The organism is Paenibacillus beijingensis (assembly GCF_000961095.1).
Lineage (GTDB): Bacteria > Bacillota > Bacilli > Paenibacillales > Paenibacillaceae > Paenibacillus_O > Paenibacillus_O beijingensis.
In genome coordinates this window covers 3,898,957-3,916,019 of sequence record NZ_CP011058.1, presented here as the reverse complement: position 1 = coordinate 3,916,019, position 17,063 = coordinate 3,898,957, and the positions used below count along the sequence as shown (strand labels likewise).

General features: G+C 55.2%; 14 protein-coding genes. All 14 read right to left on the bottom strand.

Annotation, left to right across the window (positions count from 1 at the left end; all coding sequences use genetic code 11):
* Nucleotides 1-34: 34 nt before the first annotated feature.
* The gene (gene cobA / locus VN24_RS17665; RefSeq protein WP_045671477.1) at nt 35-1,582 is read right to left on the bottom strand and encodes a uroporphyrinogen-III C-methyltransferase; all 1,548 of its coding nucleotides are present in this window, start codon (nt 1,580-1,582) and stop codon (nt 35-37) included.
* A 2-nt stretch (nt 1,583-1,584) separates the two neighbouring features.
* The gene (hemC, locus tag VN24_RS17660) at nt 1,585-2,541 is read right to left on the bottom strand and encodes a hydroxymethylbilane synthase (protein ID WP_045671476.1); all 957 of its coding nucleotides are present in this window, start codon (nt 2,539-2,541) and stop codon (nt 1,585-1,587) included.
* A 111-nt stretch (nt 2,542-2,652) separates the two neighbouring features.
* Nucleotides 2,653-3,291: a precorrin-2 dehydrogenase/sirohydrochlorin ferrochelatase family protein gene (locus VN24_RS17655; protein WP_045671475.1), complete on the bottom strand. Its 639-nt coding sequence runs from the start codon at nt 3,289-3,291 to the stop codon at nt 2,653-2,655.
* A 32-nt stretch (nt 3,292-3,323) separates the two neighbouring features.
* Entirely contained in the window at nt 3,324-4,139 is an 816-nt protein-coding gene (ccsA, locus tag VN24_RS17650) for a cytochrome c biogenesis protein CcsA (protein ID WP_045671474.1), read from the bottom strand.
* A gap of 14 nt (nt 4,140-4,153) precedes the next feature.
* Complete coding sequence (gene hemA, locus VN24_RS17645; RefSeq protein ID WP_045671473.1) at nt 4,154-5,530, bottom strand: glutamyl-tRNA reductase; 1,377 nt, start codon at nt 5,528-5,530, stop codon at nt 4,154-4,156.
* 195 nt (nt 5,531-5,725) lie between these two features.
* Entirely contained in the window at nt 5,726-6,124 is a 399-nt protein-coding gene (gene speD, locus VN24_RS17640; protein WP_045671472.1) for an adenosylmethionine decarboxylase, read from the bottom strand.
* A gap of 265 nt (nt 6,125-6,389) precedes the next feature.
* On the bottom strand, nt 6,390-6,980 hold the full coding sequence (locus VN24_RS17635; RefSeq protein WP_045671471.1) for a hypothetical protein: 591 nt from the start codon (nt 6,978-6,980) through the stop codon (nt 6,390-6,392).
* A gap of 214 nt (nt 6,981-7,194) precedes the next feature.
* Nucleotides 7,195-7,788: a ribosome biogenesis GTP-binding protein YihA/YsxC gene (yihA, locus tag VN24_RS17630; protein WP_045671470.1), complete on the bottom strand. Its 594-nt coding sequence runs from the start codon at nt 7,786-7,788 to the stop codon at nt 7,195-7,197.
* Nucleotides 7,785-10,145 (bottom strand): endopeptidase La, encoded by a 2,361-nt coding sequence (gene lon / locus VN24_RS17625; protein WP_045671469.1) that lies wholly within the window; start codon nt 10,143-10,145, stop codon nt 7,785-7,787. The genes yihA and lon overlap by 4 nt, the downstream gene beginning before the upstream one ends.
* 36 nt (nt 10,146-10,181) lie before the next feature.
* A complete protein-coding gene (gene lonB / locus VN24_RS17620; protein WP_045671468.1) occupies nt 10,182-11,885 on the bottom strand; it encodes an ATP-dependent protease LonB in 1,704 nt (567 codons plus the stop codon).
* A gap of 512 nt (nt 11,886-12,397) precedes the next feature.
* Nucleotides 12,398-13,513 carry a flavodoxin-dependent (E)-4-hydroxy-3-methylbut-2-enyl-diphosphate synthase gene (gene ispG / locus VN24_RS17615; RefSeq protein ID WP_045671467.1) on the bottom strand — a complete coding sequence of 372 codons (1,116 nt, stop codon included), beginning with the start codon at nt 13,511-13,513 and terminating at the stop codon, nt 12,398-12,400.
* A gap of 100 nt (nt 13,514-13,613) precedes the next feature.
* A complete protein-coding gene (gene clpX, locus VN24_RS17610) occupies nt 13,614-14,870 on the bottom strand; it encodes an ATP-dependent protease ATP-binding subunit ClpX (protein WP_045671466.1) in 1,257 nt (418 codons plus the stop codon).
* Between the two features lie 24 nt (nt 14,871-14,894).
* Complete coding sequence (gene clpP / locus VN24_RS17605) at nt 14,895-15,491, bottom strand: ATP-dependent Clp endopeptidase proteolytic subunit ClpP (RefSeq protein WP_045671465.1); 597 nt, start codon at nt 15,489-15,491, stop codon at nt 14,895-14,897.
* Between the two features lie 250 nt (nt 15,492-15,741).
* Entirely contained in the window at nt 15,742-17,043 is a 1,302-nt protein-coding gene (gene tig, locus VN24_RS17600) for a trigger factor (protein ID WP_045671464.1), read from the bottom strand.
* Nucleotides 17,044-17,063 lie beyond the last annotated feature (20 nt).

The following is a 17,063-nucleotide window of genomic DNA, read 5'->3' as shown; positions in this document are numbered from 1 at the left end:
GATTCGGCAAAAAAAGCTTCCGGCCTATCCCGTCTTATAACCGCATTTCCGCCCGCCGCGCCGCAATTGCGGCGACGAGCCCGTCGATGGTCGCCTCCTGCGGCTCGATCGTCACCGTCAAGCCGGCTTCCTTGGCCGTACGGGCCGTTACCGGTCCAATGCAGGCGATTTCGGCACCCTGCAGCAGCTCGGCAGGATTATCGACGCCGCTGCGCCGCAGCAGTTCCATCAGATTCGTAACGGTAGAGGAGCTGGTGAACGTAACGACATGGACCTCCTTGTTCCGCAGCCATTCAAGCGCGAACACATCCTGCGCATCGGCAAGCACCGTTTCGTAGACGTCGACGGTTACCGATTTTACGCCCCGCTGATCCAGCGCTGCGGGCAGCGTCTCCCGCGCCAAATCGCCGCGGGGCAGAAGAGCGGTTTGTCCGGGCTCAATATGATCCGCCAAGCTGTCCAGCAAACCGTCCGCTTGAAACTTGAACGGCAGCGAATCGACGCAAAGACCGCGTGCTTCGAGTGCTTCTGCCGTCTTCGGACCGACAGCCGCGATCCGCGCGCGGTGGAACGCGCGGATATCGACGCCCAGCCGTTTCAGCCAGCGGAAGAAGTACTCGACTCCGTTCACGCTCGTAAACATGATCCAGTCGTAGCGCTGCGGATCGGCGAGCGCCTCCCGGATCGCAAGCGCCGCCTGCGGACTTTCCGGCTCCCGCACATCGATAACGGGATATTCGCACGGCTCTCCTCCAAGCGCTTCAATGCGGTCGCACAGCTCGCTGGCCTGCGCGCGCGCGCGCGTGACGAGCACACGCGTCCCAAACAACGGTTTGTTTTCGTACCATTTTAACTGCTCGCGCTGGTTCACCACTTCACCTACGACGATGACCGCCGGCGGCTGGAAATTCGCTTCCTTCACTTGGCGTTCAATCGTCTCCAGCGTGCCGACAAGCGTCTCCTGCTCGGGACGGGTTCCCCAGCGGATGAGCGCGACCGGCGTTTGCGGCGATTTGCCGTAGCGGATCAGCTGCTCGCTAATGTATCCGATCTTGGCGATGCCCATCAGAAAAATAAGCGTTCCGGTCGCGTTCGTCACTTTGTCCCAGTGGATGGAACGGTCCAGCTTGTCCGGACTTTCATGACCGGTAATGATCGACAGCGACGAAGCCAAATCCCGATGCGTAACGGGGATGCCGGCATAAGCGGGAACCGCGATCGCCGACGTAATGCCCGGGACGATTTCGAACTCGATCCCATTCTCCTGCAGCAGCTCCGCTTCTTCCCCCACCCGGCCGAAAATCGTCGGGTCGCCGCCTTTCAGCCGCGTCACCGTTCGGCCTTGCAGCGCCAGATCGACCAGCAGCTGATTGATATCTTCCTGCTTCATCGTATGGCGGTCGGGCAGCTTGCCCACATACACTTTCTCCGCTCCCGGCTTCATATGCTTCAGCAGCCTCGGACTGGCAAGCCGGTCGTAAACGATGACGTCGCTGCAGGAGATACACTCCAGTCCGCGGACGGTGATCAGCTTCGGATCTCCCGGGCCCGCGCCGACCAGAAACACTTTCCCTTTATCCATCTTTATCCCCCAATTTCCGACAAAATGCGATCCGCTCCTATCGCCCGGAGCGCATCCGCAACTTCTTTCCCAAGCGCTTCCGGATCCGTTCCGCGGCGCATTTCCTTTAATACCGTGCTTCCGTCAGGATTGCCTACCATACCGGTCAACTGCAGCTCCGGTTCTTCCTCCGAACCCCCGCTTATCGTCGCATAAGCGCCGATCGGAATTTGGCAGCCTCCGTTCAGGGCGCCGAGAAAGCTGCGTTCCGCACGGACGGCAAGCTCTGTTTCCGGATCGTTATACAGCGACAGCAGTTCCCTGATTTCCGTATCCTCCTGGCGGCATTCAATGCCAAGCGCCCCCTGCCCGACGGCCGGCAGACAAACATCGACCTCAAGCGGCGCCGTCATCCTCTCCTGCCAGCCCATTCTCGTAAGACCAGCTGCCGCCAGCACGATCGCATCGAAGCCTTCGGTTTCCAGCTTGCGGATTCGCGAGTCGATATTGCCCCGGACCGGTTCCAGACGAAGATCCGGACGGTAGTGCTGCAGCTGGCTGGCGCGCCTGAGGCTGCTCGTCCCCACTCTGGCTCCGTGAGGCAGCTCGGCCAGCCCTTCGCCGCCGCGTGTAATGATGCAGTCGCGCGGATCGATCCGTTTCGGAACAGCTCCGTTCATGAGCCCTTCCGGCAGCTCATACGGCATGTCCTTCATGCTGTGTACCGCCAAATCGATCTCTTTATCAAGCAGCGCCTGCTCGATTTCTTTTACAAAAAGACCTTTGCCGCCTACTTTCGACAGCGTCACATCGAGGATCCGGTCACCCTTCGTCACGATTTTGCGGATTTCAAAGCTGTAATCCATCCCGTGCCGTGCCGACAGCTCCCGCAGCCCGTCGATAACCTGGCCGGTCTGGGTCAGCGCAAGCGCGCTCTGCCTCGTTCCGACCACAATCGTCCGCCCTTTGCGCAATGTCATGCGAATCAGCCTCCTCTTTAAGTATGTATGAATGGCAGTGAGAATGTGGCAAAAAGGCTCCGCCGCGCGGGCCGACCATCATTAACAGCCGCTGCCGCACTCTTGACACGCCTAGTGCTGCTCCACGTCGGCATCGCCCGGATTCCGTTCCCTGACCGCATGAACCTCAGATGCCGTCAGCTCCGCATTCATTCGCTGGGCCGCCTCCCGCAGCAGTTCCTTACGCTTGACCGCATCCGGTACCAACTTCTTCAATTCTTCGCGCAAACGTTTCAAATCGCGCAGAGCCGCTTCATAACGCGGCCCGTAACGGTGCTCAAGCTCCTGCCGGATGTGCGCCGCCAGCGCCGGGCTTGCGCCGGACGTCGTTACCGCCAGCAGCAGATCGCCGCGCCGGACGACAGCGGGCGTGATGAACGAGCCGCCGCTACCCTCGTCGGCGGTATTCACCATAACGCCGGCGCGGGCGGCGTCACTGGCAACCCGGGCGTTTACTTCCCGGCTGTCGGTAGCCGCGAATACAAGTCCCGCCCCCCGGATATCGGACTGCTCGTACTCTTTTATTTCGGCCGTAATCCGTCCCGATTCGGCAAGCTTCCTCAGCTGCAGTGTGAGCGATGGACTGACGACGATAACGATATCCGCCCCCGCATCCAAGAGACCGGCTGTTTTCCGCTCCGCCACGGCGCCCCCGCCGATGACGACGCACCGTATTCCTTCCAGTTTCAGTATGACCGGGTAACCGCCCATCTATCGCACGCTCCCTCCATAAGAGGTCATGATCATTGGTGAAATTTCGACATCGGATTGATCAACGAATTGACGATGAGAAAGGCGAAGCAAACCAGATTCCACTGCGCCGTCTGCCAGCCTGTCCGTTCGAGCAGCACCCGCTGAATCAAATAGACGCAGTACATCGCCAAAGCGGAGAACGAGGAAATGACTTTCCAGTCCAGCAAATAGTTCCATCTGCCTTCCAAAACGATCAACGCGACCGCAACCGATAAAGACAGCGCGAGCAGCGGCATGCCGACCAGCACCCACCGGAACGCATAACGGTCGATCAGCTCAAGGCTCGGGAGACGGAGCAGCGTTTGCGACCACTTTTTGAATTTGAGTCTCCGGTGCAAAAAAAGATACATTCCGGAAAAAACGGCTCCGATCGTCAGCGCGGCGAACGAGCAAGTAATAAGGCTAATATGTACGATAAGCAGCTCCCGGGTCGTTTCCCATGCGGCCGGCTTAACCTTGGCATTCGGATTCGTGAACAAATTCAGGGCAAGCACCCCGAAACCGATCACATTGACGAGAAACACGATGAACTCGATCCGGAAAAAGCGGCTGATGACAAGCGACACCGTGACGAGCAGCCATGAGACGCCAAACCAGTATTCAAACCGGGAAAACAACGTCATGTCGAAATGGGATACGATTCTTACAAGCAGGAAGCCCGTTTGCAAAATCCAGACGAAAACAAGCAGCCCTGCACCTATCCGCTTTGCTCTCCGATTCGCGTCCACGAAGTCGGAGAAGTAAAACAGAAGGCTCAGGGCATACACATACAAAATCGCGTCGTAGAACCAATATTTACTGAACATATGCGCCTCCCGGCTTAAGGCATCGTCGCTGCCAATGCGCCTCTACCGGCGCTCTTTATGTCTGCCTTGCCGGATGCGGATGCCGCTGCAGCCGCATTCCTTTCGGCCGCGGCAGCTTGCGCAAGCGGCTCTTCGAGTGCGAACAGCTTCACAAACAGCTCCATCGCCTCGTCGGCTTTTTTGTCGGCGGCCAGCTCTTTAATGCGGAGAATCGGATCGTGCATCATTTGGTTCACGATGCTTTTGGTCAGCTTATGAATGACCTTCAATTCGTGCTCGTCCAGTCCCGGCAGCTTCTTGGTCAAGCTGGCCATCGTTTCCTGCTGGATATCCGAAGCCTTCTCCTGAAGCGCCCGGATCAGCGGGCCGACGCCGAGCGTCTTGTACCACAACTTAAACTCTTCCAGCTCATCCTCGATCATCAGCTCGATCTTCTGCGCTTCCTTGCGCCGCTGCTCGAGATTCATCTCTACGATGCCTTCCAAATCGTCGATATCGTAAAGAAACACATTTTCGACGGAGGCGATGGCCGGATCCAGATCGCGCGGAACCGCGATGTCGATCATGAACAACGGCCGCGACTTGCGCTTGCTCATCGCCTCAGCCACCTGGCTGCGGGTAAGAACAAATCCGCTGGCTCCGGTCGAGCTGATAATAATATCCGCCTCATGCAGCCGGCTAACCGCCTCTTCCATCGAGCAAGGAATGCCGTTAAACTTACCCGCAAGCTCCACCGCCCGTTCGTATGTGCGGTTCACGACGAGCACGCGGTCCGCACCGTTGCCGTACAGATGCTTGGCCGTCAGCTCGCTCATTTTGCCCGCGCCCAAAATCATGACCGTTTTTTTGGAAAATTGACCGAAAATTCTTCTGCCCAGCTCCACCGCCGCATAGCTGACCGATACGGCCGATTCGCCGATCGTTGTTTCGGAGTGGGCGCGCTTGGCCATCGTAACGGCTTGCTTAAACAGCATATTGAAAATCGTTCCCGTCGTCTTCTGCTGCTGGGCAAGCAAAAAGGCGTTGCGGACTTGTCCCAAAATTTGGGTCTCTCCAAGCACCATCGAGTCCAAACCGCTTGTAACGCGCATCAAATGTTCGATCGCATGATCGTCCTCATACATATATAAATGGTTTGTGAATTCATCTCTGGAAAGAGAGAACCACTTCTCCATAAACGAGCGGATATAATGAGCGCACAGGTGATGACGGTCTACGACCGCGTACAGTTCCGTACGGTTGCAGGTTGCAACGATGGCGCATTCCAATATGCTTTTGGTTTGCTTCAGCTGACTGAGTGCCTCGGGCAAATCCCGTTCCACAAACGTGAACCGTTCCCGGACTTCGACGGGCGCCGTTCGATAGTTCAAACCGACAACAATAATGTGCATGCGTTCATCACCTGCCTCTTTAAGAATTCTTCATTATTATATCATGTTTGGACGATCTGTTCCGTGATGAATTTATGAAACTTGTTTGACGCATGTTTTCTATTTTTAACCTTTAATGGCGCTTTCTATTCCGGTACAAAAAGAAATAACCATGGATCCCCATGGTTATTTCGTTACAAATAGCGGGTGCCGGTATTAAACCAGCTCGATTTGTTTCAATTGCGGTTCAACTACTTGAAGTTCACCCATGCCCCGCACAAGTTTCTTCGCATACGCCGTTTCCGGTTTCAGTACAGCAAGCATGTAATCGATCGCCAGCTGCGGATCCACAGTTTCACCACAGGTATAGCAGTCCAGAGCGGCAAAGCCTTTCTCGGGATAAGTATGAATCGAGAGATGGCTTTCCGATAAAAGCACCAACACCGTTGCACCTTGAGGCTCAAATTGTTTGGCTTGAACCGAGAGTACGGAAGCGCCGCAAGCTTCGGCCGCCTCTACCATGTGGGCTTCCAAAAAGTCCGCATTGTTAAGTAGTTCAAAATCTACACCCCAAGTATCAACCGCAACGTGCCTTCCGAAAGTCGAATATTCCATCTTTCGGCTCCCCCTTCCTAGGAATAAAATGTTTGAAAAATTTCATCCGCTAGGACCTACGTCATTCACTTCTCGAGGGAATAATCTCTCGTAACATTACCATGTCCTGAGTGAATCCTGGTTCCTATTATTGATTTCAACGAAGATAAAAATAACATCTATCGCCGCTAAATGCAACCCTTTTTTTTGAAATGAAATATTAATTTTCTGGACACGGACCGATGAAAAAAGAACCGCCAAAAGGCGGCTCCTTCACGATACAGTATCAGGCTTCCAGGACGAATAGCTGATGAGAGCAAATCTGCAGCTGCCGGTCAATCCCTTGAACTTCGCCCGCGGAGCAGGCGCCGTTGCGAAGATCGAGCAGCTCGTTGATCCGGCTTTGCAGCCGCTCAATCCGCCGCTCCACCTCACGTTCCCGGAACTGACGCTCCAGCTCGCCAAGACGGTCCTTGTACTGGAACACCAATCTTAAGCCGGCATCATTTTTCTCTTCAATACGCCTTACCATGCCTGACTCGTAGTGATAAATCATCGTATAATGGCTGTAAATACGGCGGACGATAGCGTCGCCCTTGAATGTCATGACCGCCTTGCGCATCGCATTCGTTAATCCCGGATGCAACAGCCGGCATGACAGTACGCATACGTAAAGCTCTTCTTCCCGTTCAAACGTAAAGCGGATTTCTTCCCTCCCTGCACGATCTTCGAGAACCACCTCTTGGCTGCCGTTATCGAGCACTTTCACATGCAGGCGCACCTGCTGCTCATCAAAAAACCGGACAAATCGGATCATCTCTTCGCGCGTTAACTGCAGTTTGGCTTTAACATATTCCGTGGCTATCCGCTGAGCCATAAAAATCCCTCAATTCTTTAAACTTTAAAGCTGGTTTCGGAGGCTTGCGCCGCCTCGGCTACATACCTTAAGTATATTATACGCGATTTCGGGTTTTTATTCCTGCCGCTCAGCCGTTATAATCCGCCATATTTCTGAAAATTCCGCCTGATTCCTTGATTGACCCGGCTAATCACGCAGTATGCTCCGCATTTTTACCGATCGCCGCGCTCTTTCAGCCGCCGATTCCTGCCGCGCCGGCTATGACCTCCCACAGCTGGTCTCTCCCGTTACCCGTTTCCGAGGAAAATAAAACAACCCGGTCCCGGGGATCGGCCTGCAGTTTGTCGCGGATCATGCGAATATGCTTGTCCCATTTGCCGCGGGGAATTTTGTCCGCCTTGGTCGCAACGACGCAGAGCGGGATATCGAAATGCTTGAGCCATCCATACATAAGCACGTCGTCGGCTGAAGGAGGATGACGGATATCGACGATCAGCAGAACGAGCTTCAGCGGCTCCCGCTGCTGCAAATACCGCTCGATCATCCCTCCCCATGCCTCGCGCTGCGATTTCGAAACTTTTGCGTATCCGTAACCCGGAAAGTCCACAAAATATACCTGATCGTTGACCCGGTAATAGTTAAGCTGCTGCGTCTTGCCCGGCTGGGAGCTTGTCCTCGCCAGGTTTTTGCGCTGAATCATGCGGTTGATCAGCGACGATTTCCCGACATTGGAACGCCCCGCCAGAGCAATCTCCGGCAAGGCGTCATCAGGGTACTGGTGCGGCTGAACCGCACTGATAATAAACTCGGCTTGCGTTATTTTCATGAAATGGTAGTACCCGCTTTCTCATTGCTTTCGGCCGGCAGCAGCGCATGCCGGAGTACTTCATCCATATGACTGACAGGAACGAATTCCAGATCGCTGCGGACGCTGTCCGGAATATCGCGCAGGTCGCGTTCGTTGTCTTTCGGAATAAGCACTTTCGTGATGCCCGCCCTGTGCGCGGCCAGCGATTTCTCTTTCAAGCCTCCGATTGGAAGCACCCTTCCGCGAAGCGTAATCTCTCCGGTCATCGCGACCGCCCGGGACACTTTGCGGCCGGTAAGCGCCGAAATAAGCGCCGTCGCCATCGTGATGCCGGCAGACGGTCCGTCTTTAGGGATCGCGCCTTCGGGAATATGAATATGAATATCGTTCTTCTCATGGAACTGCGGATCGAGGTCCAGTTCCTTCGCCCGCGAGCGGGTATAGCTGAATGCCGCCTGGGCGGATTCTTTCATGACGTCGCCCAGCTTGCCGGTCAGCGTCAGCTTGCCGCTGCCGGTCAGCACCGTCACTTCGATGACGAGCGTATCGCCGCCGACTTCCGTCCAGGCGAGTCCGGTTGCTGCGCCGACCTGATCCTCGGCCTCCGCCAGCCCGTAGCGGAATTTGGAAGGACCGAGCCATTCCTTCAGCTGCTGCGGCCCGACTTCGATCGGTGCGCTCTCCGGGTTCGCCACAAGCTGCTTGGCCGCCTTGCGGCAAATTGCCGCCACCTGCTGCTCCAGGTTGCGCACGCCGGATTCCCGCGTATATTCGCGGATCAGCTGCAGCAGCGCGTCTTCCGAGGCAACGAGACGATCCTCTTCGAGTCCATGCTCCCTCTTCTGCTTCGGCAGCAGAAACGAGCGCGCGATTTGCATTTTTTCCAGCTCCGTATAGCCCGGAATGTACAGCACTTCCATCCGGTCGAGCAGCGGCCGCGGAATGTTGTGCATCGCGTTCGCCGTCGTAATGAACATGACGTTCGACAGATCGAACGGAACTTCGATGAAATGGTCGCTGAACGTGTTGTTCTGTTCGGGGTCCAGCACCTCAAGCAGCGCCGATGCCGGGTCGCCGCGGAAATCCATCGCCATTTTGTCGATTTCGTCCAGCAGGAACACCGGGTTCATCGAACCGGCGGTCTTCATCCCTTGTATGATCCGGCCGGGCATCGCGCCCACATAAGTGCGGCGGTGGCCCCGGATTTCCGCTTCGTCGCGCACGCCCCCGAGTGAAATGCGCACAAACTGCCTGCCCAGCGATTTCGCGATTGAGCGGGCCAGCGACGTTTTGCCGACGCCGGGAGGTCCGACAAGGCACAAAATCGGCCCTTTCAGCTTCTTCACAAGCTGTTGGACGGCCAAATATTCCAGCACCCGCTCCTTCGGCTTCTCCAGTCCGTAGTGATCCTGATTCAGCACCTCTTCGGACTGCTTCAAATCCAAGCGGTCTTCCGTCGTTTTGTTCCACGGCAGCGACAACAACCAATCGATATAATTGCGGATCACGCCGCCTTCGGCAGAGGAAGCCGGCATTTTTTCCAGACGGTCGATTTCCTTCGTTATCTTTTCTTTCACGTGATCCGGCACACCGGACGCCTCCAGCTGGGAGCGAAGCTCTTCCACCTCGCCCGCTCGGCCTTCCTTATCGCCGAGCTCCTTCTGGATCGCCTTCATCTGCTCGCGCAAATAATATTCCTTCTGCGTCTTCTCCATCTGCTTCTTCACGCGCTGGCTGATCTTGCGTTCAAGCTCGAGCACTTCCCGCTCGTTGTTCAGCAAATCGAGCAGCTTCTCCAGACGGGCGTGCACGTCTACCGTCTCCAAAATCTCCTGCTTGTCTTTGATTTTGAGCGATAGATGGCTTGTAATAACGTCGGCCAGACGGCCCGGCTCATCAATGTCGGACACCGCGGCATGCGTTTCCGGCGTAACCTTTTTCGATAAATTAATGTAATGCTCGAACTGGTTCAGCACGGTGCGCATTAACGCATCGATCTCCGAATCCCCCGATTCCTCCTCCGGAAGCTCGCGTACCGTCACTTCATAAAAGTCATCATTGTCCAGGTAGCCGGTAATTTCCGCCCGGACAACGCCTTCCACAAGGACACGAATCGTGCCGTTCGGAAGCTTCAGCATCTGTCTGACTCGCGCAATCGTGCCAACCCGGTAAATGTCGTCCCGTGTCGGTTCTTCAATATTGACCTCCGACTGGGAGCAGAGCAGAATCATATGATCATCGATCATGGCGCGGTCCAGCGCGCGGACGGACTTCTCCCTTCCTACGTCAAGGTGAAGCACCATGCTGGGATAAACGAGCAGTCCTCGCAGCGGCAGCAGAGGCAGCCGACGACCTTTTCCTTTTCCAGGTCCCATACCAGCACCTCCAAAATGTATGTATCATCCATTTTATCACTCTACGGAATCCGCCTGCAAATAGGAGACGCCCGGAGCGCGAAAAAGTTCGCTCGCCGCGGGCTGCTGGGCCGGCTGCGCAAGCTCCTCTTCCTTCGGAAATACGAGATTGAACACTTCTTCGACGCGATCGGCTGCTATGACTTCCACACCGTTCAGATCGGCAAAAACCGCCTGCCAGTTGTCCTTCGGAATAATGACCCTTTGCGCTCCCGCCTGGAATGCGGCCTCCACCTTCGCCAGCACCCCGCCTACCGGCTTCACATTGCCGTGAATGCCGACCTCGCCGGTCATCGCCAGCTTGTTGTCGACCGGAATCCCTTTGATCGCGGAAGCGATTGCCGTCGCCATCGCGATGCCGGCAGAAGGACCGTCAATCGGCGTGCCCCCCGGGAAATTGATGTGCAGGTCGTAATTTTCCGGCTTCATGCCGAAGCGGCGCAGTATCGTCAGCACGTTCTCGATCGATCCCTTCGCCATGCTTTTACGGCGCAGCGTCCGCTGTCCGCCGCCCAGCTCCTCTTCGTCGACGACGCCGGTAATCGTAAACGTTCCTTTTCCGGCTGCGACCGGAATGGCGCTCACCTCAATCTCCAGCAGCGTGCCCATATTAGGACCGTATACGGCGAGTCCGTTGACGAAGCCGATCTGCGGCGACGCCGGAACTTTCCGGTCCGGGCGCGGCGGAATTTGGCTGCTGTTCACGACCCATTCAATGTCGGCGGCCGTAATCGAGTCGCGTTTTTCGGAGAGCGCAAGCCCTGCCGCAAGCTGCACGACATTGACCGCTTCCCGGCCGTTGGTGGCATATTTTTTAATGACCTCGATTGCATCCGGACAAGGCCCGAAACCGATTTTTTTCACTGCGTTATCGGCGATTTCCCCGATCTCATCGGCAAGCAGCGGCCGGAAATAAATCTCCATGCAGCGCGAACGGAGCGCGGGCGGCAGATCCTGCGGCGAACGGGTCGTCGCGCCGACAAGCCGGAAATCGGCCGGCAGGCCGTTTTGAAAAATATCGTGAATATAAAGCGGAATGTTGGTGTCCTCGGAATGGTAATAAGCGCTCTCCAAAAATACTTTCCGGTCCTCCAGCACCTTCAGTAGTTTATTCATTTGAATCGGGTGCAATTCCCCGATTTCATCAATAAAGAGCATCCCGCCATGCGCCTTCGTCACCGCGCCGGGTTTCGGCTGCGGAATGCCGGCCACGCCCATGGCCCCCGCTCCCTGATAGATCGGATCATGAACCGAGCCAATCAGCGGATCGGCAATGCCGCGCTCGTCGAACCGGGCCGTCGTCGCATCGATCTCCGTAAACTTCGCGTCCGCCAGAAACGGCGACGCCGGGTTTTTTTTCGCTTCCTCCAGCACGACGCGCGCCGCTGCCGTTTTGCCGACACCGGGAGGGCCGTACACGATGACGTGCTGAGGATTAGCGCTGCACAGCGCCGCCTTCAGCGCCCTTAAGCCTTCCCGCTGGCCGACGATGTCGTACATCGACTGCGGCCGCGTCTTCTCCGCAAGCGGCTTCGTGAGCGAAACGGAGCGCAGCTTGCGCAGCTTATCCATCTCCTTGCGCGATTCCTTATCGACGGCCGACTTGTTCGTGCGCTGGTTGCGCAGCATGTTCCAGAAATAGACGCCGATCACGACCGCAAAAAACACCTGCACCAGCATTAAAAACATACTCAATGTCATTTCCATCCCGCTCCTTTCAAAGCTCCTGCGAAATAAAGTCCAATAAAGGCTAGTATTGCCTCCATGGGGATGGAATAATCGTGATAAGCAAGAAAAACCCTTCTCTTGATTCCGTGCTCGCCTCAGCGCTGCACATGTACAAGAGAAGGGTGAAAAATGAAGCCGCTTGTTAAGCGGGGCTTGTAAATTTTTTCCGCACCTTTAAAAACAAGAAGTGCGCACATTCTTATTGATTTAAAAAGCAAGCGAGCCTTCCGCGCAGCTGCACCTGCTTCCCCTCTAAAAAAGGAGAGCGAAGCGGGAGGGTTTGCATCTGCGGTGTAGAGGAGTGGAGAGGCTGACTTGTGACTGGAGAAGCGTCAGCGTTCGCCTTTGTCCTCCGATTTCTACCCTAATCTAATACCATTCAGAAATCGGAGGACAACAGCGATCGGAAGCACGAATCAGCCGCGCAGCGGCCTTAATACCACACTCGATCAAAACCCTCCCGCACAGCAACTCCTTTTTCCCCTCTACTTCGTGACGGGGTGATGCTTATTGCGGCCCGGAATTTCGCCGGTCGCTTCGTAGACGCGCACAATCTCGTCGATTTCTTTCTTAAGCTCGCTGAGCAGCTCCTGCTCCGGCACTTTGCGGATCATCTCTCCGTAGCGGAACAGCATCCCTTCGCCGCGGGCGCCCGCAATGCCGATGTCCGCCTCGCGCGCTTCACCGGGGCCGTTCACCGCGCAGCCGAGTACCGATACTTTGATCGGAACTTTAATAGATGCGATATAGTCCTCGACCTCATTGGCGATCGAGAACAGGTCGATGTCTAGGCGTCCGCAGGTCGGACATGAAACGAGCGTGGCCGCGTTCGTGATGAGGCCGAACGTCTTCAGCAGCTCGCGGGCCACCTTCACTTCTTCCACAGGATCGGCGCTGAGCGAGATCCGCACCGTGTTGCCGATGCCCATCGCCAGCAGCGCGCCGATGCCGGCCGAGCTCTTGATCGTGCCGGAGAACAGCGTCCCCGCCTCGGTAATGCCGAGATGGAGCGGGTATTTGATCTGCTCCGCAGCCATCCGGTACGCTTCCAGCGCCATCGGTACATCCGACGCCTTGAGCGACACGATAATATCGTGAAAATCGAGTTCCTCCAAAATGCCGATATGGAACAAGGCGCTTTCCACCATCGCCTCCGGAGTCGGGTACCCGTACTTTTCGAGCAGATGATTCTCAAGCGAACCGGCGTTAACACCGATGCGGATCGGAATTCCGCGTTCCTTGCACGCTTTGACGACCGCTTCGACCTTCTCGCGGCGGCCGATGTTGCCGGGATTGATCCTTACCTTGTCGATTCCGTTCTCGATCGCCGCCAAGGCAAGCCGGTAGTCGAAATGAATATCCGCGACAAGCGGAATATGAATGCGTTTCTTGATTTCCTTAATGGCAGCGGCGGCTTCCTTGTTATTGACGGTTACCCGCACGATCTGGCAGCCCGCTTCCTCCAGCCGCAATATTTCGGCCACGGTCGCTTCCACATCCGCCGTTTTGGTCGTGCACATGCTTTGGATGATGACTTCGTTGCTTCCGCCGATCGTCAGCCCGCCTACTTTAACCGGAACGGTATCTTTACGCGAATACATAAGGTTCTCTCCCCATGAACGCCAAAGTCCACCCTGCTTGGGCAGCCTGAACCAGGCTGCCGGCAGGGTGGAGACTAAGACGGTAATCGAACTGCTCGAATTAGGCGCTTTCTTCCTTCTTCTTGCCTTTTTTGGCCGTCAGTTCCGGAATGATGCGATCCTGAACGACTTTTTCCGTAATGACGCAGCTGCTCATTTCCTCGCGGGAAGGAGCCTCGTACATCACTTCCAGCATGATGCCTTCGATGATGGCACGCAGACCGCGAGCACCGGTGTTGCGCTTGATCGCTTCTTTGGCGATCGCTTCGAGCGCTGCCGGTTCAAACTCCAGCTTGACGTTATCCATCTCAAGCAGCTTTTGATACTGCTTCACGAGCGCGTTTTTCGGCTCCGCCAAAATACGTACTAGCGCCTGCTCATCAAGCGGCTCCAGTGTGGAAATAACCGGCAGACGTCCTACAAATTCCGGAATGAGACCGAATTTGAGCAGATCCTCCGGAAGCACGAGCGACAAGTATTCGCCGGCTTTCATATCTTTCGTTCCTTCGCCGCCGGCGTTGAAGCCGATAACCTTCTTGCCGATCCGGCGTTTGATCAGCTGTTCCAGTCCGTCGAACGCGCCGCCGCAAATAAACAGGATGTTCGTCGTGTCGATCTGGATGAACTCCTGATGCGGATGCTTGCGTCCGCCCTGCGGCGGAACGGAAGCGACGGTGCCTTCCAAAATTTTCAGCAGCGCCTGCTGTACCCCTTCGCCCGAAACATCGCGCGTGATGGACGGGTTTTCGGATTTGCGCGCCACTTTATCGATTTCGTCGATGTAGATGATGCCGCGCTCGGCTTTCTCCACATCGTAATCGGCCGCCTGGATCAGCTTCAGCAAAATGTTTTCCACGTCTTCGCCGACATAACCGGCTTCCGTAAGCGAAGTGGCGTCCGCAATGGCGAACGGCACATTCAAAATTTTGGCCATCGTCTGGGCAAGCAGCGTTTTACCGGAGCCCGTCGGGCCGACAAGCATAATGTTGCTCTTTTGCAGCTCGACGTCTTCGAGCTTGTTCTGCGAATTGATCCGTTTGTAATGATTGTAAACCGCAACGGAGAGCGACTTTTTGGCCGCTTCCTGACCGATGACATACGAGTCCAAAATGGCCCGGATTTCTTTCGGTTTCGGAATGTCTTTCAGATCGAGCTCTTCCTCGTGTCCGAGCTCCTCCTCCACGATTTCCGTGCACAATTCAATACACTCATCGCATATATATACGCCTGGTCCGGCTACGAGCTTACGAACCTGATCCTGAGACTTGCCGCAGAAGGAACACTTCAGCTGGCCTTTCTCTTCGTTGAATTTGAACATGCAATCACCCCTTAGTAGAGATTGTTACAGCGTCGGCGATTCGGGCGTCGTAATCACTTTGTCTACGAGACCGTAATTCATCGCCTCTTCACCGCTCATAAAGAAATCCCGGTCGGTGTCGCGATCGATTTTCTCGTACGACTGTCCCGTTCGTTCCACATAAATCTGATTCAGCTTTTGCTTCGTGCGGATGATCCAGTCGGCATGAATTTTGATATCCGCCGCCTGTCCTCTAACGCCGCCGAGCGGTTGGTGAATCATAACTTCGCTGTTCGGCAGCGCAAAGCGCTTACCTTTGGCTCCAGCCGTAAGAAGCAGCGATCCCATACTTGCGGCCATGCCGACGCAGATGGTTGATACGTCAGGCTTAATGAACTGCATCGTATCGTAAATACCCATTCCCGCCGTCACTGAACCGCCGGGAGAGTTAATGTAAAGGTGTATATCTTTCTCCGGATCGTCGGCCGCCAGAAAGAGCAGCTGTGCAATGATGGAATTGGCGACGTCATCGTCGATGGCGCTGCCGAGAAAGATAATCCGGTCCTTCAGGAGCCGGGAGTAAATATCGTAAGAACGCTCCCCGCGGTTTGTTTGTTCAACTACGATCGGTACCAAGTTCATGCGACCAACCTCTTTTCTGGTTTGGAGTCTGAATACTCTTCCATTTTAACACGTTGAAGATGCAATGTCATTTTTCAGGAAAGCATTCCGAATATTACAGTATACGATCACGGCTTGCTGTTATGTACGGGGAAAATACCCCCGGGATTCACAAATATTTTTATGTAGCGATGAGCGGACGGCCGATTGGTGAAAAATAAGGCACGCATAAAGACGTGCCTTACCTTCTGAAAACCGGTTATCGCGAAACTTAAGCGACCTCGGTTACGACTTTGCTGTTTTCAATGAGGAATTTAAGTGTTTTGCGCAGGGACAGATCGTCCTTCAGGCTGTCCAGAGATCCGTTTTGGGCAAAAATTCCGCGTAGTTCCTCAACGGTACGGCTGTACTGCTTGGCGAGGTTTTCGAGCTCCTCATTCACGTCGGCCTCCGTTACTTCAATGCCCTCTTCTTTGGCAACTTGCTCCAGCACGAGGTTGTTGCGCACGCGGCGCTCGGCGTCGGAACGCATTTGTTCGCGAAGAGCAGCCTCGTCTTGTCCGGAGAATTGGTAGTACAGGTCCATCGTCAGACCTTGCGTACGGATCCGGTTCTCGAAATCTCGGAACAGATAATCGATCTCCGTGTTGATCATCGCTTCCGGAATTTCAACTTCCGCTCCTTCAGCCACCTTCTCGATAACGGCCGTTTCGCGGGCTTGCTCGTTTTCTTTTTCTTTGCGCTCTTTCAGCTTGCTCGACAGATCCTGCTTGTACTCTTCAAGCGTATCGAATTCGCTGACGTCTTTGGCGAACTCATCGTCCAGAGCCGGCAGATTTTTGCGTTTGATCTCGTGCAGCTTTACTTTGAACACAGCCGCTTTGCCGGCAAGGTTCTCCGCATGGTAGCTTTCCGGGAACGTTACTTCAACGTCTTTGAAGTCGCCCGTTTGCATGCCGACCACTTGATCTTCAAAGCCCGGGATAAAGGAGTTCGATCCCAGCTCCAACGAATAACGCTCCGCTTGGCCGCCCTCGAATTGTTCTCCGTCCACATATCCGTCGAAGTCGATAACCGTAATGTCCCCGTTTTCGGCTGCGCCTTCCTCAACGACGGCCAGTTCGGCATGACGCTGCTGCAGACGGTTCAGTTCTTCGCCAATTTCTTCATCGGTTACTTCCGAGCTGCCGGCCGGCACTTCAAGGCCTTTGTATTCGCCAAGCTTCACTTCCGGCTTAACGGTTACTTTCGCTTTGAACTTGAAAGCTTGTCCTTTGCCGAATTGCTCGACGTCAATTTCCGGACGGTCTACAGGTTTAACCGACGTTTCTTGCAGTGCTTCGGAATAAGCTTCAGGCAAAATAATATCGATCGCGTCCTGATAAAGGCTTTCCACGCCGAAACGTTTTTCAAACATCGCACGCGGCACTTTGCCTTTGCGGAAGCCCGGAACGTTTACTTTTTGAACGACTTTTTTGAATGCTTGGTCGATGGCTGCATCGACTTTTTCCGATTCTACTTCAACATCGATTGCGACGATGTTCTTGTCTATCTTTTCCCAGGTTGCTTTCATTTTATGCTTTCCCCTCCAAA